Below are 17,375 nucleotides of genomic sequence, written 5' to 3' on the forward strand. Positions count from 1 at the left end.
CAGAAAGATTGATCCTATGTTTCTGAAGCGCAGATATCGCAGTTTTTCAGGCAAAGGCAACCAGACGGTGACAGGCTTTCCTGTTAACTATTCCTAAACCAGTTTCACGGATCAAAGACCGGCATCAGGGCGATGCGTGTTCCATCGATTACCACTTTCCCCTGCTCGCGAAAGTTCACGGTGATCTTGCCTGCGATGTTGGATTGAACCTGTCCGACGCCCCAATCCGGGAAATCCGGGTGGCGCACGAACATGCCCGGTGCGAGAATGGCATTCAAATCTGTCATGCTTGGGCTCCGGTCCGGTGGCAGATACAGCAGGAGGTACGCATGGGCGGCTCAGACGTCAACCTGGCCGAGTTGATCGGCTCTCGGATCTGTCATGATCTGATCAGCCCGATTGGGGCAATTACCAATGGGCTTGAGCTTTTGGATATGGTTGGCGCAGTGCAAGGCCCGGAAATGGAGCTGATCTCGGGCAGTGTCGGCAGTGCCGGGGCACGGATCCGCTTTTTCCGGGTTGCCTTTGGATCTGCCGGTGATCAGCCATTGGGTCGGACCGAGGTGGCGGATCTTCTGAAAGATGTTGAACGCGCCGGTCGGGTTCGAGTGCACTGGAATCTGACAGATGCGGTGCCGCGCAATCAGGTGAAACTGGCCTTTTTGGCGCTTATGTGCTGCGAAAGTGCCATGCCGATGGGGGGCGATGTCCGGATCAGTGCGCATGGCGACAAGTGGGAGGTGACAGGCACCGCCGACAAGCTGAATGTCGACGGTGACCTATGGAAACATGTCGTAACAGGGCGTTTTCCAAACAAGATCACACCTGCTCAGGTGCAATTTGCGTTGTTACCCGAAAGCGCCACAGCCATGGGTCGAAAAGTAGCAGTCGAGACTGCATCGACCCGCGTTACCCTTAGATTTTAGGCGCGGGTCGTTCCGTTCCCGCGGACAAGGTACTTAAAGCTGGTCAACTGTGCTGCCCCCACCGGGCCGCGCGCGTGCATTTTACCGGTGGCGATCCCGATCTCGGCACCCATGCCGAACTCACCACCATCGGCAAACTGGGTCGAGGCGTTGTGCATCAGGATTGCACTGTCCAGCCGCTCAAAGAAACGGGCGGCGGCACTGGCATCTTCTGTCATGATACAGTCTGTATGGTTCGAACCGAATTGGCGGATATGCGAAATAGCGCCATCAATGTCAGCGACCGGTTTGGCGGCGATGATGCTGTCCAGAAACTCTTTGCCCCAGTCATCGGCCGAGGCCGAAACAGTGCCCTTCACAGCCAAAGGGCCTTCGGCATGAACCTCAACACCCGCCGCCAATAGGGCGGCGATGATGTCTTGCCCCAGCGTCTCAGCGACATCCTGATGGATCAGTAGGCATTCAGCCGCCCCGCAAATTCCTGTGCGGCGGGTCTTGGCGTTCAGCACGACATCCAAGGTTTTCTGCGGATCAGCGTCTTTGTCGACATAAATGTGAACGATGCCTTCGAGATGGGCAAAAACCGGAACGCGAGCTTCGCGCTGGACCAGTCCGACCAAACCCTTGCCACCACGCGGGACGATGACATCGACATAATCGGTCAATGTCAGCAATTCCTGAACCGCAGCGCGGTCGCGGGTCGGGACCAGTTGAGTGGCATCTTCGGGCAGGTTCGCAGCTTTCAAACCCTGGACCAGACAGGCGTGGATGGCGGTGGACGAATGAAATCCCTCGGACCCGCCCCGCAGGATCACGGCATTGCCGGATTTCAGGCACAAAGCACCTGCGTCTGCCGTTACATTGGGGCGGCTTTCATAGATGACACCGATCACACCCAGCGGAGTACGCACGCGCTGAATATTCAGACCCGAAGGCATATCCCATTCCGTCAGCACCTCACCCACCGGGTCGGCCTGATCTGCAACGGTACGCAACCCATCGACCATGCCCTGAATGCGCGTCTCATCCAGCATCAGACGGTCCATCATCGCGGGGCTGAGACCCTTGTTACGACCGAACTCCATATCCTTTTGGTTGGCCGCGATGATCTGAGCGCGATTGTTCCAAACCGCCTCGGCCGCTGCGATCAGGGCCGCATGTTTGCGTTCCGCGCTTGCAAAGGCCAATTCCGCTGATGCTGCTTTGGCACGCTTTCCAAGGTCGGTCATCAGGTCGGGGATGCTGTCGAAATCCTTCATATCACGTGCCTTTCTGGTCGGTAGCTTTCAGTAACAGTGCGCGCTAAAGCGCCAAGTCGTCGCGGTGGATCAATGCCGCCCGACCCGGATAGCCCAACGTCGCCTCGATTTCCGACGATCTGCGCCCTTTGATTGCGTCGGCCTCCTGCGCCGTATATCGGCTGAGGCCCTGTGCCAGTCGGCGAGACTGCGGATCGAGAACCGCAACTGGATCACCGCGCCCGAACTCTCCGTTTACCGCAACGATGCCAGCCGGCAGCAAGCTTTTTCCATTTGCCAACGCCTTCGCCGCGCCTGCATCAACGGTAATTTCGCCACGAGGTTTCATTGCAGAAATCCAACGTTTCCGGGCGGCATGTGGATCGAGCGTCGCCGTAAACCAGGTGCAGTTTGCGGCGTTGTTCAAAGATTTCAAAGGGTTCAATTTCGAACCTTCGGTAATTGCCATCGTACAACCTGCGGCAATAGCCATCTTTGCTGCAAGCAATTTGGTTTTCATACCGCCTTTCGACAGACCGGATCCGGCGTCACCCGCCATCGCCTCGATCTCGGGCGTGATCTCATCAATCACGTCATAGCGCGTGGCCGAGACGTCTTCGCTGGGATTGCCGCTGTAGAACCCATCCACATCCGACAACAGGATCAACTGATCGGCGCCAACGGTCACGGCAATCTGGGCCGCCAAACGGTCATTGTCGCCATAGCGGATCTCATCCGTTGCCACGGTGTCATTCTCGTTCACGATCGGGACCACACCCAAACCCAGCAAGGTCTCCAGCGTCGCGCGTGAATTCAGATACCGGCGCCGATTGGCACTGTCCTCCAGCGTAACCAGGACCTGAGCGGTCGTAATTCGGTGCGGCGTCAGCGCTTCTTCATAGGCGCGCGCCAGTCGGATTTGCCCAACTGCCGCCGCCGCCTGAGATTGTTCGAGCGCCAATGTGGCCGCAGGCAGGTTCAGAACACCGCGCCCCAATGCAATCGACCCCGAGGATACAAGAATGACATCTGTGCCCTGCCCTTTGAGCCAGGCAACATCCTGTGCCAGCGACTGCAACCAGTCTGATCGCAGCAAACCCGTTTCGCGATCCACCAACAGGGCAGACCCGATTTTAACGACCAATCGGTTTGCAGCGGTTAGGGCCGCCACGTCGTCGTCTCCTCGACAGGCTTCTGGCGCAACCTGTCTTCGTCAATTCGGGTTCTTAGGGCGCGCAGCACTTCGGTCACACCCTGACGGGCGACGCCGGACATTGTCATGATCGGGCCACCAACAGCCTCTTGCAATTCGGTTTTGGCCGCTTCAAGCTCTTCCTCATCCAACGCGTCGATCTTGTTGAGCACTGTGATCCGCGGCTTTTCGGCCAAGGCCCCGCCATAAGCTTCAAGCTCATGAATGATTGTACGGTAATCCTCGGCGACCGTCTCAGAGGTGCCATCGACCAGATGCAACAAGACCGCGCAGCGTTCCACATGGCCTAGAAAACGATCACCAATGCCACGCCCTTCATGGGCGCCTTCGATCAGGCCGGGAATGTCAGCGACGACAAATTCCACGTTGTCCACGCCGACGACGCCAAGATTGGGATGCAGCGTTGTAAACGGATAGTCCGCAATCTTGGGGCGCGCGTTTGATGTGGCCGCCAGAAAGGTAGATTTTCCGGCATTCGGCATGCCCAAAAGCCCGACATCCGCGATCAGCTTCAGGCGCAGCCAGATGGTCCGGTCAATGCCGCCCTGCCCCGGATTGGCGCGGCGCGGGGCCTGATTGGTGGCGGATTTAAAGTGCAGGTTGCCGAAGCCACCATTGCCGCCCTTGGCCAGCAAGACGCGTTCGCCCACTTGCGTCAGGTCCGCGATTACGGTCTCTTCATCTTCGTCCAGAATCTCGGTGCCGACGGGGACGCGCAGAATGATGTCGTCACCATCCTTGCCGGTCCTTTGCTGACCGCGACCGGGTTGGCCACTTTTAGCAAAGAAATGCTGCTGATAGCGGAAGTCGATCAGGGTGTTCAACCCATCGACAACCTCGGCCCAGACCGAGCCACCTTTGCCGCCGTCGCCACCATCGGGCCCACCATATTCAATATATTTTTCGCGCCGAAAGCTGACGCACCCGCCACCGCCGGCCCCGGACCGGATGTAGACCTTTGCAAGATCGAGAAATTTCATGTCAGTCCCCTACTGCAAAGGCCCCACCGGCCACAAGTCAGAGTTTCTTGCTGTATGTCCAGGTGGGCACATTTGCGTCGCGTGCCACCGAATAGCTCTCGGCGTCGCCCAAGTACTCAAACCCGCAGTGAATCAGCACCCGGGCCGAGGCCGGATTGTCCTGAAATACGCTGGCGAACATGTTCGCGTTCTTCAGCGGGTTGGTATTGACCAAGGCCTCGACGGCCAGTGAGGCGACGCCGGTATTCCAGTAGACAGGTGCAACCCAATACCCAACCTCAGTCTGGTTGCGATCCAGTCGAGTCAGGGAAATCAGACCGATAAGTTCTGGGCCGCCATCCTTGGTGGCATCCATGGCCCAGACATCTTCGTCCCGCTCGTCTGCCATCGAACGCGTCACGAAGGCTTCGATCGAACCCGGTGGCAGCGGGTGGGGAATACTGGTGGTCATACGCGCAACGCGTTCATCGCCTGCATAATGTTCGACGAGACCCATATCCGAACGACGCAAAGGGCGCAGATCGAACCGCTCGGTTTCGATGACCGGCTGATTTATTATTGTCTCAAGTTTCATGAGTGCGTTCCTCCTCCGAACAACACGAATAATACGGACGCAACAGTCAAACTGGCTAAAGTCCACATCAGATATTTTTCCGCGGGCCGTCCTTCAACCACATGGGCAATTCTATCGCCTGCAAAAGTCCAGATAGGGTGCACGACAATCTGGCAGAGCAATAGACACAGAGCGATTGTAAATGTTGCGTTAAGACTGGGGGTACCTGCGGCAACAAAACCGGTGAAGCCGGCAATAATCATCGCCCAGGCCTTGGGGTTAAGCGGATGCACGATCAGCCCGGCCCAGAAACCGGGCACATCCTGAACGGACACGTCACGCGAAAGTCGCAGATTGGCGATTTTCCACGCAAGCCAGCAAATATATGCCGCCGAAGCATATTTCAGGGCAGCAAACGCCATCGGAGCCTGATCCGCGACCTGCATCAACCCAAACCCAACGGGCCAGATGATCAGTTGCTTTCCCAGGACAACACCGGCCACAAACGGCAGCGCCGCCCGAAAACCATAACGCGCACCTGTTCCCAGCAGGACCATATTGGCCGGTCCCGGTGTGCCGACCTGACTGGCGGCAAAGATCAGGAAACTGGTGGTTGCGACTGTCATCAGACCATTCGATCAAAATTGCGTTAAAACGAGAAAGGGGACCGGCACTTTGTGCCGGTCCCCCATGAATTTTTCTTAAACCTCTGGGTTTCGGCTTACTCTGCGGCCTCCGCCACTGGCAGGACCGAAATAAAGGTGCGGTTTTTGAGGCCTTTGTGAAACTTGACAGCGCCATCAGTGGTCGCAAAGATCGTGTGATCCTTGCCGATGCCTACGCCTTCGCCCGGCCAAAACTTGGTGCCGCGCTGACGCACGATGATGTTGCCTGCGATGGCGGCCTGGCCACCATACAGTTTCACGCCAAGGCGACGACCAGCTGAGTCGCGACCGTTACGGGAGGAACCGCCAGCTTTTTTATGTGCCATTCTCTCTCTCCTTAGCCTTTAGCCAGTTCTTTGGCCTGTTCGATCCAGCCTTCACGCTCGATCCGGCCTTTGAACGACAGTTTCTCGTCCATAGCAGCTACGTCTTCATCCGTCCATGCCGCGATCTGGGCAAAGGTGGTGATGCCAGCCGCAAGAAGCTTCTTCTCAAGTGCAGGGCCAACGCCGGACAGTTTCTTCAGATCGTCTGCGCCAGCGTCAGCAGCGGGTGCTTCGGCTTTCTTGGCAGGCGCCTTTTTCGGAGCTGCTTTCTTGGGTGCTCCTGCTTCAACAGCTGCTGCGGAAACCGAACCGGTTGCAGCTTTGATGCCCGACTTGTCAGCGCCCGACGACAGGATATCGGTGATTTTGACCAGTGTCAGTTTCTGACGGTGGCCAACGGTGCGCTTCGAGCTGTGCTTACGACGGCGTTTGACGAACTTGATGACCTTGTCACCTTTGATCTGTTCGACAACTTCGGCTTGAACGCCGGCGCCTTCGATAAACGGCGCACCAACAACCGGTGCGTCACCGCCCAGCATCAGTACGTCGTTGAATTGAACTGTTTCACCTGCGTCGGCAGCCAATTTTTCAACGCGGAGAATATCGCCCGCCTGAACCTTGTACTGCTTGCCGCCAGTCTTGAGGACCGCAAACATGCGTCTTTCCTTTTCATTCCCGCGTTCTGTGGTCCCCGTCTGGGTGTTTTGGCCCCAATGAACTTGAAGGCCACCTCGAACAGCGCGCCCTTTTCGGGCTGTGTGACTGACCTTTGGGGTATGCCCAATGGGTCAAATAATAACGATACCCGGCGCGGAATACCGGCCGGGATGCGCGCTTATCCATAGATTACCTGTGAAAGTCAACACCCAACCAGTGTCAAAGATCCGATCCTCTGAGGACCTGTGCGGCGGCCTCGCCCAGACGGAAAGATATGCTGTCAAACATCTGGTCGAACCCGTCAAACAAAGCCTCATTCACGGCCTGACCCGTATCGGTACGAGAGAACGCGATATTTTCACGCATCTGCGTTTCGTCCATTGGTCGGTACGCAAGCAAAAGAAACGAGTACAGCCAGGTCGTGGCTTCTTCTGTCTTGCTGTCTGTCTCTGAAAGCAACTCCGCCAGCAATTCACCTTCATCCGATAGCTCGCCATAGGCAAGACCTCGGAAAAAGTTGAAATCCGCGCTCAACGACCCTTCTACATTCTGTTCTACAAGGTTGTTGATCTGGATATACTCGTCGACCAGTTCATATCGCACCGAGTCCCGCGCGGTACTTTCATAGGCCTCGCGCGCCATTTCTTCGATGGCCTCGTCCGAAATTGCCCGTCTTGCGGAGTTTTCAAGGGAGATAATCGTTTGGCCCAAGTCGCTTTCGAAAAATACGATGGCCTGATCCAATTGACTGTCCGTTAGCCCGCGTTCGAAGGCCTCTGTCACGCGTTCTTGCATCCAGACCGGATCGTAGATGTCTTCAACCTGCGCTTCAAAGAAGGCACCGCCGGTGTTGTCCAACAGCGTTTCATCCAATTCAAGACGCTGGACCATGGCTTCATCGACCAGAATGTCCATGACTTGCGACAGATGCATGGCGTCGGCCAAACGGTCGACCTTTTCGTCGGCCACCAGTGGCGGGGCCCAAAAGACCAGAAAGGCAAAAAGACAGCTCAGACGCATCATATATCCTGCGCTGGATGCAGATCAGCCATTCTGGCAGCCAGAATTTCGAACTTCATCGCCATGATCTCGTATTGAATGGCATTCAACAGCTCGTAAACTTCCTGCATCAACGGCTGTTCCAGCGCCTCGACATAGGCATCTACATCCGAATCCGAGAACTCCTGATAAGTGTATGCCGCCCCCGCGAGTGCCGACAATTGCAAAGACTGGCGCATAGCGGTTTCGTTGCGCTTCATCATCTGGCGCAGTTCGTCTGCGCCCAGTTGGAGGTCGATCACGCCGGATGCGCTTGCGGCCAGCAGGAACCGCAATTGAATCTCCTGTAGCGCCCGCAACGCCGTTCCGGTGGAATCGATCGCGCGGTTCATCCGCTTCAGGCTTTCCACGCGTTGCGACCCGTCTTGGATCAGGCCCGCAACAATCTCCTGCCCTTCCAATTGCTTGGCCTCGTCGTCATCTATCATATGCGACGCATTCTCGGCCTCTACCAACCGCTGACCCAGATCCGAGGCATAAAATTCGACAGCATGTCCCAAAGCTTCGTCGCTGAGAGTTTGTTCCAGGATCGTCACGGCGGTTTCGTGCATGTCCTCTGTGTCAAACACCTCTTCCGTCAACCGTGTCCAATCCGACCCGAAGCCGTCGGGATCAATGCCCAGCATTTGCGGCGCAGATCCCGACGCCAACGCAATGCTTTCGAGCGCTACGTCAAACCCGGTTGTTGTCAAAAACGCCTCAACACGGTCACGGTTGGCTGCCACAACCTGAAGCGGGATCAGGACCAAAGCCGCAAGCGGCACAAGAAACAGAATGGCGAAACGCCGTGCAAGATATGTCATGCCCAATAGCCTAGGAGTTTTATGCCTGCAGGCAATGGAAAATCTGTGCTTTGGTGATTTGCGGAACTTTCTGCTTGCACCGCTGTACGTTCCTCACTAAATCCCCCCCTCACAGACCCCCGCGGAGAGGTGCCGGAGTGGTCGAACGGGGCGGTCTCGAAAACCGTTGTGGGTGCAAGCCTACCCAGGGTTCGAATCCCTGTCTCTCCGCCACTCACTACAGAGTCGCAAAACCGTTCCGACATCACAAATCGATAGCATCGCTGCCTGTTGGACTGTTCGTGGTGTTTGCAAGGCGTTCAGCGCAAGAAAATGACCAGGTACATGCGTGTTGGCGTGTTATCGCCACGCCCTACCTCTCAGATCAGCGTAGCATGGCTCATGCCCGTATTCTGCTGACATTTCTCGGGAATTCCCCTTTGCGACTCGCTAGCGTTGACCCATCCCGGCGACACATTTTCCAAAGGAGACACACATGTCGCGTACTCTTATTGTTGCAATCGTCATCGCCGCAATTGGCGCTGGCGGATACCTTTACCTCAACCAACCCGAGCCGACCCCGGCCGAGCAGCTTCAGGCAGCCGAGCAGGATGTGAACGATGCTGTGGACGAAACCGTTTCCGCTGCTCAGGATACAGCGACGGATGCGGCAGATACAGCCACTGACGCGGCCACTTCCCTGACGGATCAAGCCGCAGATGCGGTGGACTCAGCGACTGAGCAAGTTGGCGATGCAGCGTCTTCACTGACCGAACAAGCCAACGAAGCTGCGTCTTCGGTTGCTGAACAGGCCGGCGATCAGGTTGCTGCAGTGGCAGGCCAAGGTCAGGACCTGTTCAACTCCTGGATTCAAGGGGGCATGCTGACGATACAGAATTTCGATTATGAAACGATGGTCGCATCAGTCGAAAACAGTACTTTGACTGAAGAAGTTAAGACTGGCGCAATCCGGATCCTTGATGACATCAAGGCCTCGCCGGAATTGGTTGTCGAAAAAATGCAGGATTTGCGCAACCTGCTGACCCAACAATAAAAACCAAAGGGCCGATCCGACGGGTCGGCCCTTTGCCGCGCATCTGATGAGCTGCCGCGACGTAAGATCCCGGTTTGGTTGACCCGACGCACCGCTTTTGTTTGGTTTGCGACAAACTCTAGCCTGTATCGCAGCCAGAGCTTCCCCGCCTGAACCCTGGTTATCGGCGACCCGGTCGCGTGCTATACATGCGCTTTTAAGGATGAAAAACATGTCTGCTCTTCCCTCCTCGATGTTCGCTACAATTCTGAAACATGACGGATATTCTGGCGCAATGACCGGGCCGGTGATCGGAGATGCCGCGGATTGGTTGGCTGAGGCGGAGCTGCCAGTTCCCGAACCGGGTCCGGGGCAGGTTCTGATCCGTTTGCGGACCGCATCCGTCAACCCTTCTGACATGCATTTCATCAAGGGTGAATATGGGCAGCCACGCGTTAAAGGTGCAGCTGCTGGTTTTGAAGGATGCGGGGATGTCGTAGCTACGGGCAAAGGCGCCGAGGCACTGCAAGACCAGCGTGTTGCCTTTGTTGCGGCTGGTTCGGGAGCATGGGCTGAGTACGTTGTGACTCAGATGCAGATGTGCATCCCACTGCGCCCCGATATCTCGGACGACGACGGAGCGGCGCAGATTGTGAACCCGCTAACCGCGATGGCGATGGTCGATATGGCAAAAGAGGCGGGCGAGGCGTTTGTCGTTTCTGCTGCAACCAGCCAGTTGGGCAAACTGATGTGCAGCCTGGGCCGGGATCTCGGGTTGAAACCGATCGCTTTGGTCCGCCGTGAAGAGACGGTCGAGTCGCTGAAAAACCTGGGCGCATCCGAAGTTTTGGTCACTACAGACCCAGACGTGGTGCAGAAATTCTCGGACCTGAGCGCGACGCTAAAACCGCGCGTGTTCCTGGATGCGGTGATGGACCAGCTTTCTGAACAGCTGTTCTGCGCCATGCCCAATCAGGCGCGTTGGGTTTGCTATGGCAAGCTGGGCAGCGACTCGCCTACGCTCACACAGACCGGGCAGTTGATATTCATGGGCAAGCGGATCGAAGGGTTCTGGCTGACCCAATGGATGATGTCCACGCCCCCCGCCGATCAGATGCGTGTGGTGGCCGAGGTTCAGGCGCGTTTTGCCGATGGTCGGTGGAAAACTGATGTGTCGGAACGGCTTACGTTGAAGAATCTGATCCCAAATCTCGCCGATGCGCTGAAAAAGAGTGACGGAAAGGTGATTATCACGCCATAGTAGAGCAAGACCCGCGCATCTAAGCAAACCTGCGGGCTGTTCAAACGTCGGGCCACCGACATGGGGAGGAGAGTTTGGATAACGCGCAGCTGCTGATCAGCGGGCTGGCGAATGGCTGTGTCTACGGCCTGATCGCACTTGGCTTTGTTCTGATCTACAAAGCGACCGAGGCTGTGAATTTCGCGCAAGGCGATTTCATGATGCTGGGCGCCTTCGTCACCATTGGCCTGACAAATACTGAATATATGGGCCTGCCCTTTTGGCTGGCTCTGCCGATCTCACTGGGGATCATGGGGGCTTTGGGCTACCTTCTGGATCGCCTGATCATCCGCCGCTTGTTTGGGGAAAGCCAGACCGCGGTTGTCATCCTCACCATCGCATTGGGTTTTGTGATCCGGTTTGTCGCTGGCCTGATCTGGGGACACGAACCGCAGACGCTGCAAAACCCATTGGCCGGCAAAGAAGTCCGGTTTGGCGGGCTGGTTCTGGGGATGGAGGATGTGGCTGTCATTGTCGTCACGATCCTGCTGACCTGGGGCCTTTACGTCTTTTTCAGCAAAACAAGATTGGGGCTGGCGATGCAGGGCGCCTCCCAGAACCAGCTGGCTGCCTATTACATGGGTATCCCTGTCAAACGTGTTCAGGGGATTATCTGGGCTTTAGCCGGAGTGGTGGCCGGAATCGCTGGCATTCTTTTTGCCGCTAAAGGGTCTGTTGATCCAACCACCGGCCTGTTGGGAATAAAGGCTTTTGCAGCTGCCGTGATAGGTGGGTTCGGCAGCCTTCCTGGTGCCTTGGCCGGAGGATTGATTGTTGGCGTTATAGAACCCTTTGCCAGCCGTTACATAGCAGCGGGTTACAGTCAGATCGCGCCATACGCTTTGCTTCTGGCGGTCCTCATATTCCGGCCCAACGGGCTGTTCAGTCAGGTTCGGGTCAAGAAGGTCTAAACGCATGCGGATTGTTTTCAAAACGGATTACATGCAGGATATCAGGCCGTGGAAAGACAGTTTTCAACTGACCATGTACTTGATCCTGCTGGTAATTGTCGCCGCAGCACCTTGGCTTCTGGATGACTTTTATCTCGGCGAGCTGACCAACGTGCTGATCTGGGCCATCGCAGGTCTCGGCCTGATGATCCTGACGGGGCACACGGGTCAGGTCAGCCTGGGCCACGCAGCGTTTCTTGCCTTTGGCTGTTATGCCAATGTCATCCTGATCGAGGCTGGAGTTCCCTTCCTGATCGCCTTCCCTCTGGCGGGTATCCTGACCGGGATTGCCGGCGTAACGGTCGCCATCCCTGCCCTGCGCCTGCATGGCATATACCTTGCGATTTTCACCATGGCCCTGTCCATCCTGATGGACGACGTCATCGTATTGGCCGAACCGATCACCGGCGGCGTCGCGGGCAAGTATCTGGGTGGCGTAGAAATCTTCGGCCATCTGGTCGACCGTTGGGCGACACCGGATCAGTTCTTCTGGCTGGTCCTGATCGTCGCTATTTTTGTCACCCTTGGATATATCAACCTGCTGCGCGCACCGTTGGGGCGCAGCTTCATTGCCGTGCGCGATTCCGAGGTCTCGGCGCAGGCGATGGGTGTGGACGTTGCCAAAACCAAGACGCTCTCGTTTGCGCTGTCTTGTGCGGTGACCGGATGGGCCGGCGCGCTGATGGGGCTTTATGCCGGCGCGTTCAACAACGAAACGTTCAGTGTCATAATCTCAATCCAGTTGCTGATGATGATCGTCATCGGCGGCTTGGGCTCAATCCACGGCGCCTTTCTTGGGGCTATCGTCATTGGCTTTCTGCCGCAGTTCTTGTCGATCTCGAAGGAATACGTTGCGGCGGCGTTTGGTGGTAACACGGTCGCCATCCCGGGGCTGGAATTTGGCATCTTCGGCGCGATCCTGATTTGCTTTATCCTGTTCGAACCCATGGGCATGTATGGCCGCTGGCTGAAAATCCGCACTTGGTTCGAGCTTTTCCCGTTTTACCGCAAAGACATGTTCAAACGTCAGAAATCCTATCTCAAGACGGAGCGTCTGAGATGAGTATGCTGGAGTTTGAAAACGTCACGCTAAAGTTCGGTGGCCTGACCGCTGTGAATGATCTGTCGTTCGAGGTTCAAGAAGGCGAGGTGTTTGCCATCGTCGGACCCAACGGTGCCGGTAAATCCACTGTATTCAATCTGATCTCGCGCTTTTACGATCCTTACGCGGGCTCTATCCGGTTTGACGGGCATGATCTGCTACAGGTGAAACCCTCGGGCGTTGCTGAATATGGGGTCGCGCGCACGTTTCAGAATATCGAGCTTTTCGAGCACGCGACTGTCCTGCAGAACCTGCTGGTCGGGCGGCATCGACATCGCAAAACCAATCTGGTCTCAGAGATCCTGTTCACCCCCTCGGCGCGGCGCCAAGAGTTGGAGAACCGCGAAAAAGTCGAAGAAATCATCGATTTTCTCGATCTTCAAGCCTTCCGTGACAAGATGATTTCAGGCTTGCCCTATGGTGTGCGCAAAGTGGTCGAGGTCGCCCGCGCGCTGGCCACCGACCCAAAATTGCTGCTGCTGGATGAACCGGCCTCGGGCCTGTCTGTCGAAGAGACTACGGACATGCGCTGGTGGATCGATGACATCCGGCGGCAGATGGGGATCACGGTGTTGATGGTCGAACATGACATGGGGTTGGTATCCGGCGTGTCTGACCGGGTTTTGGCCATGGCCGACGGGGCAAAACTGGCCCTTGGCACCCCGGCCGAGGTACAGTCGCACCCCGCCGTGGTCGAGGCGTATCTGGGGAAAGCTTCATGAGTGAGCCAATCCTGAAGATCCGCAATATCGAGAGTTTCTATGGCCCGATCATGGCCATCCGTGGTGTCTCGCTGGATGTTCACCCAGGTCAGATCGTTTCTATTCTTGGGGCCAACGGCGCGGGCAAGACAACGCTGATGAAGACCGTGTCCGGTGTCATGGATCCTGAAAAGGGCAAGATCACCTTTGATGGGCAGGACATCCAAGGGTCTGAACCGCACAAGGTCGTGCAGAAAGGTATCGTACATGTTCCCGAAGGGCGCGAAGTCTTCCCCCTGCTCACAGTGGATGAAAACCTGAGCCTTGGGGCTTATACGCTGACAGACAAAGCGCAGATCGAACGCGACCGGGACTTGGTTTTTAGCTATTTTCCGGTTCTGAAAGACCGTCGCGGGCAAGAGGCCGGAACCCTGTCAGGCGGTCAGCAACAGATGCTGGCAATCGGACGTGGGCTGATGGCCAATCCCAAGATCATGCTGTTGGATGAACCCTCGCTCGGCCTGTCCCCGTTGCTGGTACAAGAGATCTTCGGCATCCTCAAACGCCTGAATGATGAACAGGACATGACAATGATGCTGGTTGAACAAAACGCCCACGCAGCTTTGGAACTGGCCGATCATGGATATGTCATGGAGGTTGGCCGCATTGTCATGGATGGCGCGGCAGATGTTTTGCTAGAATCCGAAGACATTCAGGATTTCTACCTTGGCGCTCAGCAAGACGGCGCGCGCGAAAATCGCCGCTGGAAGCGTAAAAAGACGTGGAGGTGACCCGGATGGAGAACAGCCCCCTGCCCGCGCAGATCACGATCAACGGCGTTCAGTTTAATGCAACCCCGGGACAGCGCCCGCTGCGTGTGGATGGATGCGTCACGATTTGCCAGTTGTTCCAAAGCCGCTGCGCCGAGTTGGGTGATCGCACAGCACATCGTGAAAAAGACCTCGGTGTCTGGAAATCCTATTCCTGGGCCGATTACTGGCAGCATGCCAAATGGATCGGGCTGGCCTTACGCCAACTGGGACTGGAGCGCGGTGACGTGGTTTCCGTCCTGTCCGAGGATCGCAAGGAATGGGCCTGGTTCGACATGGGCATCCAAGGGATCGGCGGGATCGCCTCTGGCGTCTATACCACCGATGCCGCCAACCAGTTGCAATACCTGATCAATGACAGCGGCAGTCGATTTCTGATCGTCGAGGACGAAGAACAACTGGACAAGTTTCTGGAGATCGAAGACGAGGTTCCAGATCTGCTCAAAGTCATCATCCTGGAAGACGAAGGCCTGCACGAACTAGATCATCCGCGCTGCATGATGATCGAAGACCTTTACGACATTGGCAAACAAGCCGAGGCCGAAAACCCCGGATTGTTTGAAGCGGAGGTAGCGCTGGCAAAACCGCAGGATACAGCGTTGCTGGTCTATACGTCTGGAACAACCGGTCAGCCCAAAGGCGCGATGCTGAGCCATGAAAACATACTCGCCGCCATCGAATCCGGTGCCCGCGCCCTGCCCACATTGGCAAGTGACGAACAGCTGTGTTTTCTACCGCTGTGCCACATCCTGGAGCGCGATGTGTCGGTCTTTTACCCGTTGGCGGGCAGATGCACGGTGAATTTCGCCGAAAGCCCCGAGACGGTGTTTGCCAACCTGCAAGAGGTGTCGCCAAGCACATTTACGGCCGTCCCGCGTGTGTGGGAGAAGATCTATTCTCAGGTCCAAATCCTGACCCAAGATGCAACACCCTTGGGGCGCCTTGCGTTTGGCATGGCCTTAAAAGCAGGACTGGCACGTGCTGAGTATCTGACATCCGGCAAGCCAGTCCCAGCGGGTGTTGCTGCGCGATATTGGGTTTGGGATCATTTGGTCCTCAAGAACGTACGGCGGATGCTGGGTATGGACAGGCTACGTCGCGGTGGATCCGGTGCAGCTCCGATTTCGACCGAGTTGCTGACATGGTATTGGGCCATTGGCGTTCCTCTGGTTGAAGGGTTTGGCATGACCGAGACGGCAGGCCTCGCGTCACTCAACACGACAGAAGAAAACAGGATCGGCACAATTGGCCGGGCTGTTGCAGGCAATGACATCCGCATTTCGGATCAGGGTGAAATCCAACTGAAGGGCATGAATGTCTTTCAGGGGTATTGGCGCAACAACGCCAAAACGGCGGAAACCTTTACCTCGGACGGCTGGCTGCGCACGGGCGACTTGGGACATATCGATGACGACGGCTACATCACCATCACGGGTCGGTTGAAAGACATCATCATCACAGCCGGCGGCAAGAATATCACCCCGGCTGAAATCGAAAGCCGATTGAAGTTCAGCCTTTATGTCTCGGACGCGGTCATCGTCGGAGATCAGCGGAAATTTTTGTCCGCGCTCATCATGATAGATCAGGAAAACGTTGAAAAATTTGCACAGGACAGAAAAATTCCGTTTTCGAACTTCGCTTCTCTCTGCGCGGCACCCGCAGTGAAAGAACTGATCGGCGCCGAAGTGGCTACCGTGAACAAGGAATTTGCGCGCGTTGAACAGATCAAGGATTTCCGGTTGATCGACGTTTTATTGACCGCCGAGGACGATGAACTGACCGCGACAATGAAGTTGAAACGCGGGCTGGTGGAAAAGAAACACGCACATCTCATTGAAGACATGTACAATTAGAAAAAACGTTAACGGGAGGAAAAGATGAATAGCATAATCAAACGGCTGGCCGCGGCCACCGCTTTGACGGCGTCAGCGACGCTGGCCTGGGCAGACACACAAGGCGTATCCGACGATGAAATCGTCATTGGCTCAGTCAATGATTTGAGCGGGATTTTTGCCGCCGTTGGTGTCCCGGCGACCAAAGGCGCCAATGTGGTCTTTGATCGGGTGAACGCCGAAGGTGGCGTGCATGGCCGCACCATCCGCTTTGTGGTCGAGGATAACGGCTACCAGATGCCGCGTGCGATGCAGGGCTATAACAAGCTTCTGAACCGCGACAAGGTGTTTGCCATGCTGCAATCGCTAGGGACGCCGATGAACGTTGCGGGGTTCAAACTGCTGGATCCCAAGGGCATCCCGAATGTCGCCCCACTGACAGCGGCCCGGCAGATGCTGCAAGAGCCGATGGACAACAAGTTCACGTCGTTCTCGACCTATTTTGATCAAAGCCGTATCGGCGTGAAATACCTGGCCGATCAGTTCGGATCACAGGCGGTTTGCACCATGTACCTGCCCACCGATTTTGGTGAGGAAATCCTGGAGGGCAGCAAAGCAGGTGCGGAAGAGGCTGGCATCTCTTTTGCGGCAGAGACCACGCATAAACCGGATGAAACTGATTTTGTTGGCTCGCTCAGCAAGCTCAAGGAAGAAGGGTGTGGCATCGTCACAATGGCCCTTGGTGTGCGTCAGGCGATCACTGTCGTTGGCACTGCCAAAAAGATGGGTCTTGCGGATATGAAGTTCCTCGGCACCTCTGCCAGTTTCCTGACCGTTGTGGCTCAGGTGCCCGGTGGTGTGACCGACGGGTTCTATGCCGCCGCGTCCTGGCAAGATCTCTGGGCGCGCGCCGACGAACCCGTTCCAGCCGCGTTTATCGAAGAGTACAAAGCCGCGACCGGCGAAGATCCGGTCGGGTTTGCGATGCTGGGTTATTCGGCGGCCGAGATGATGGTCAAAGCGCTGGATGCGGCGGGCCCTAACTTGACCCATGAGAGCTTTATCGCCGCAATGGAATCCCTCAATTATCAAGATGAGCTGGTGGGAAATCATATTTCGTACGGGCCTGATGACCATCAGGGGGCTGATACGGTATTTGTGAACGTCGTAGAAAATGGCGCCTGGAAATTGGTTTACGAAGAGTAACCAAACCTGACTATCAACCGAA

Annotated in this window: 19 protein-coding genes and 1 tRNA gene; 10 read left to right on the plus strand and 10 right to left on the minus strand. The window is 56.3% G+C overall.

Annotation, left to right across the window (positions count from 1 at the left end; all coding sequences use genetic code 11):
• Positions 1 to 104: 104 nt before the first annotated feature.
• Entirely contained in the window at positions 105 to 287 is a 183-nt protein-coding gene (locus Q1B21_RS13015) for a DUF3553 domain-containing protein (protein WP_170430504.1), read from the minus strand.
• 42 nt (positions 288 to 329) lie between these two features.
• Between Q1B21_RS13015 and Q1B21_RS13020 the strand changes: the two genes are divergently transcribed.
• Positions 330 to 926, plus strand: a complete 597-nt coding sequence (locus Q1B21_RS13020; protein ID WP_299889907.1) for a histidine phosphotransferase family protein — start codon at positions 330 to 332, stop codon at positions 924 to 926.
• Here Q1B21_RS13020 and Q1B21_RS13025 read toward each other — a convergent pair.
• The 9 genes from Q1B21_RS13025 to Q1B21_RS13065 all read right to left on the minus strand — a co-directional run bounded on the left by Q1B21_RS13025 (position 923) and on the right by Q1B21_RS13065 (position 8,420).
• Positions 923 to 2,185, minus strand: coding sequence for a glutamate-5-semialdehyde dehydrogenase (locus Q1B21_RS13025; protein ID WP_299889909.1), 1,263 nt, complete (start codon positions 2,183 to 2,185; stop codon positions 923 to 925). The genes Q1B21_RS13020 and Q1B21_RS13025 overlap by 4 nt on opposite strands.
• A 43-nt stretch (positions 2,186 to 2,228) precedes the next feature.
• Positions 2,229 to 3,335: a glutamate 5-kinase gene (gene proB, locus Q1B21_RS13030; protein ID WP_299889912.1), complete on the minus strand. Its 1,107-nt coding sequence runs from the start codon at positions 3,333 to 3,335 to the stop codon at positions 2,229 to 2,231.
• The gene (obgE, locus tag Q1B21_RS13035) at positions 3,323 to 4,357 is read right to left on the minus strand and encodes a GTPase ObgE (protein ID WP_299075332.1); all 1,035 of its coding nucleotides are present in this window, start codon (positions 4,355 to 4,357) and stop codon (positions 3,323 to 3,325) included. The genes proB and obgE overlap by 13 nt, the downstream gene beginning before the upstream one ends.
• 37 nt (positions 4,358 to 4,394) lie before the next feature.
• Positions 4,395 to 4,931, minus strand: a complete 537-nt coding sequence (locus tag Q1B21_RS13040; protein ID WP_120635435.1) for a GNAT family N-acetyltransferase — start codon at positions 4,929 to 4,931, stop codon at positions 4,395 to 4,397.
• Entirely contained in the window at positions 4,928 to 5,536 is a 609-nt protein-coding gene (locus Q1B21_RS13045; protein ID WP_299889915.1) for a LysE family translocator, read from the minus strand. The genes Q1B21_RS13040 and Q1B21_RS13045 overlap by 4 nt, the downstream gene beginning before the upstream one ends.
• Before the next feature lie 95 nt (positions 5,537 to 5,631).
• Entirely contained in the window at positions 5,632 to 5,901 is a 270-nt protein-coding gene (gene rpmA / locus Q1B21_RS13050; RefSeq protein ID WP_037306861.1) for a 50S ribosomal protein L27, read from the minus strand.
• An 11-nt stretch (positions 5,902 to 5,912) separates the two neighbouring features.
• Entirely contained in the window at positions 5,913 to 6,557 is a 645-nt protein-coding gene (locus Q1B21_RS13055) for a 50S ribosomal protein L21 (protein ID WP_299889917.1), read from the minus strand.
• Positions 6,558 to 6,777: 220 nt separating this feature from the next.
• Positions 6,778 to 7,581 (minus strand): DUF2059 domain-containing protein, encoded by an 804-nt coding sequence (locus Q1B21_RS13060; protein WP_299889919.1) that lies wholly within the window; start codon positions 7,579 to 7,581, stop codon positions 6,778 to 6,780.
• Complete coding sequence (locus Q1B21_RS13065) at positions 7,578 to 8,420, minus strand: DUF2059 domain-containing protein (RefSeq protein WP_299889921.1); 843 nt, start codon at positions 8,418 to 8,420, stop codon at positions 7,578 to 7,580. Before Q1B21_RS13065 ends, Q1B21_RS13060 begins: the two co-directional genes overlap by 4 nt.
• 123 nt (positions 8,421 to 8,543) lie before the next feature.
• Here Q1B21_RS13065 and Q1B21_RS13070 point away from each other — a divergent pair.
• From Q1B21_RS13070 to Q1B21_RS13110, 9 genes are all read left to right on the plus strand, one after another.
• Positions 8,544 to 8,633: transfer RNA gene (locus Q1B21_RS13070), tRNA-Ser, on the plus strand.
• A gap of 262 nt (positions 8,634 to 8,895) precedes the next feature.
• Complete coding sequence (locus Q1B21_RS13075) at positions 8,896 to 9,453, plus strand: hypothetical protein (protein ID WP_299889923.1); 558 nt, start codon at positions 8,896 to 8,898, stop codon at positions 9,451 to 9,453.
• 211 nt (positions 9,454 to 9,664) lie between these two features.
• A complete protein-coding gene (locus Q1B21_RS13080) occupies positions 9,665 to 10,693 on the plus strand; it encodes a zinc-binding dehydrogenase (RefSeq protein ID WP_299889925.1) in 1,029 nt (342 codons plus the stop codon).
• Positions 10,694 to 10,767: 74 nt separating this feature from the next.
• Positions 10,768 to 11,643 carry a branched-chain amino acid ABC transporter permease gene (locus tag Q1B21_RS13085; RefSeq protein WP_298935545.1) on the plus strand — a complete coding sequence of 292 codons (876 nt, stop codon included), beginning with the start codon at positions 10,768 to 10,770 and terminating at the stop codon, positions 11,641 to 11,643.
• A gap of 4 nt (positions 11,644 to 11,647) precedes the next feature.
• On the plus strand, positions 11,648 to 12,745 hold the full coding sequence (locus tag Q1B21_RS13090) for a branched-chain amino acid ABC transporter permease (protein ID WP_299889928.1): 1,098 nt from the start codon (positions 11,648 to 11,650) through the stop codon (positions 12,743 to 12,745).
• Positions 12,742 to 13,506 (plus strand): ABC transporter ATP-binding protein, encoded by a 765-nt coding sequence (locus Q1B21_RS13095; protein WP_299075267.1) that lies wholly within the window; start codon positions 12,742 to 12,744, stop codon positions 13,504 to 13,506. The genes Q1B21_RS13090 and Q1B21_RS13095 overlap by 4 nt, the downstream gene beginning before the upstream one ends.
• On the plus strand, positions 13,503 to 14,276 hold the full coding sequence (locus tag Q1B21_RS13100; RefSeq protein WP_298935548.1) for an ABC transporter ATP-binding protein: 774 nt from the start codon (positions 13,503 to 13,505) through the stop codon (positions 14,274 to 14,276). Before Q1B21_RS13095 ends, Q1B21_RS13100 begins: the two co-directional genes overlap by 4 nt.
• A gap of 5 nt (positions 14,277 to 14,281) precedes the next feature.
• Positions 14,282 to 16,168 (plus strand): long-chain fatty acid--CoA ligase, encoded by a 1,887-nt coding sequence (locus Q1B21_RS13105; protein ID WP_299889931.1) that lies wholly within the window; start codon positions 14,282 to 14,284, stop codon positions 16,166 to 16,168.
• A 24-nt stretch (positions 16,169 to 16,192) separates the two neighbouring features.
• Entirely contained in the window at positions 16,193 to 17,353 is a 1,161-nt protein-coding gene (locus Q1B21_RS13110; RefSeq protein WP_299889932.1) for an ABC transporter substrate-binding protein, read from the plus strand.
• The last annotated feature ends 22 nt before the right edge of the window (positions 17,354 to 17,375 follow it).

Source organism: uncultured Ruegeria sp. (assembly GCF_947504215.1).
Lineage (GTDB): Bacteria > Pseudomonadota > Alphaproteobacteria > Rhodobacterales > Rhodobacteraceae > Ruegeria.

Excerpts from the sequence above, each read along its gene's own strand:
- Q1B21_RS13015 (WP_170430504.1), bottom strand. The coding sequence starts at position 287 with ATGACAGATTTGAATGCCATTCTCGCACCGGGCATGTTCGTGCGCCAC.
- Q1B21_RS13020 (WP_299889907.1), top strand. The coding sequence starts at position 330 with ATGGGCGGCTCAGACGTCAACCTGGCCGAGTTGATCGGCTCTCGGATC.
- Q1B21_RS13025 (WP_299889909.1), bottom strand. The coding sequence starts at position 2,185 with ATGAAGGATTTCGACAGCATCCCCGACCTGATGACCGACCTTGGAAAG.
- obgE (WP_299075332.1), bottom strand. The coding sequence starts at position 4,357 with ATGAAATTTCTCGATCTTGCAAAGGTCTACATCCGGTCCGGGGCCGGC.
- Q1B21_RS13040 (WP_120635435.1), bottom strand. The coding sequence starts at position 4,931 with ATGAAACTTGAGACAATAATAAATCAGCCGGTCATCGAAACCGAGCGG.
- Q1B21_RS13045 (WP_299889915.1), bottom strand. The coding sequence starts at position 5,536 with ATGACAGTCGCAACCACCAGTTTCCTGATCTTTGCCGCCAGTCAGGTC.
- rpmA (WP_037306861.1), bottom strand. The coding sequence starts at position 5,901 with ATGGCACATAAAAAAGCTGGCGGTTCCTCCCGTAACGGTCGCGACTCA.
- Q1B21_RS13055 (WP_299889917.1), bottom strand. The coding sequence starts at position 6,557 with ATGTTTGCGGTCCTCAAGACTGGCGGCAAGCAGTACAAGGTTCAGGCG.
- Q1B21_RS13060 (WP_299889919.1), bottom strand. The coding sequence starts at position 7,581 with ATGATGCGTCTGAGCTGTCTTTTTGCCTTTCTGGTCTTTTGGGCCCCG.
- Q1B21_RS13065 (WP_299889921.1), bottom strand. The coding sequence starts at position 8,420 with ATGACATATCTTGCACGGCGTTTCGCCATTCTGTTTCTTGTGCCGCTT.
- Q1B21_RS13075 (WP_299889923.1), top strand. The coding sequence starts at position 8,896 with ATGTCGCGTACTCTTATTGTTGCAATCGTCATCGCCGCAATTGGCGCT.
- Q1B21_RS13080 (WP_299889925.1), top strand. The coding sequence starts at position 9,665 with ATGTCTGCTCTTCCCTCCTCGATGTTCGCTACAATTCTGAAACATGAC.
- Q1B21_RS13090 (WP_299889928.1), top strand. The coding sequence starts at position 11,648 with ATGCGGATTGTTTTCAAAACGGATTACATGCAGGATATCAGGCCGTGG.
- Q1B21_RS13095 (WP_299075267.1), top strand. The coding sequence starts at position 12,742 with ATGAGTATGCTGGAGTTTGAAAACGTCACGCTAAAGTTCGGTGGCCTG.
- Q1B21_RS13100 (WP_298935548.1), top strand. The coding sequence starts at position 13,503 with ATGAGTGAGCCAATCCTGAAGATCCGCAATATCGAGAGTTTCTATGGC.
- Q1B21_RS13105 (WP_299889931.1), top strand. The coding sequence starts at position 14,282 with ATGGAGAACAGCCCCCTGCCCGCGCAGATCACGATCAACGGCGTTCAG.
- Q1B21_RS13110 (WP_299889932.1), top strand. The coding sequence starts at position 16,193 with ATGAATAGCATAATCAAACGGCTGGCCGCGGCCACCGCTTTGACGGCG.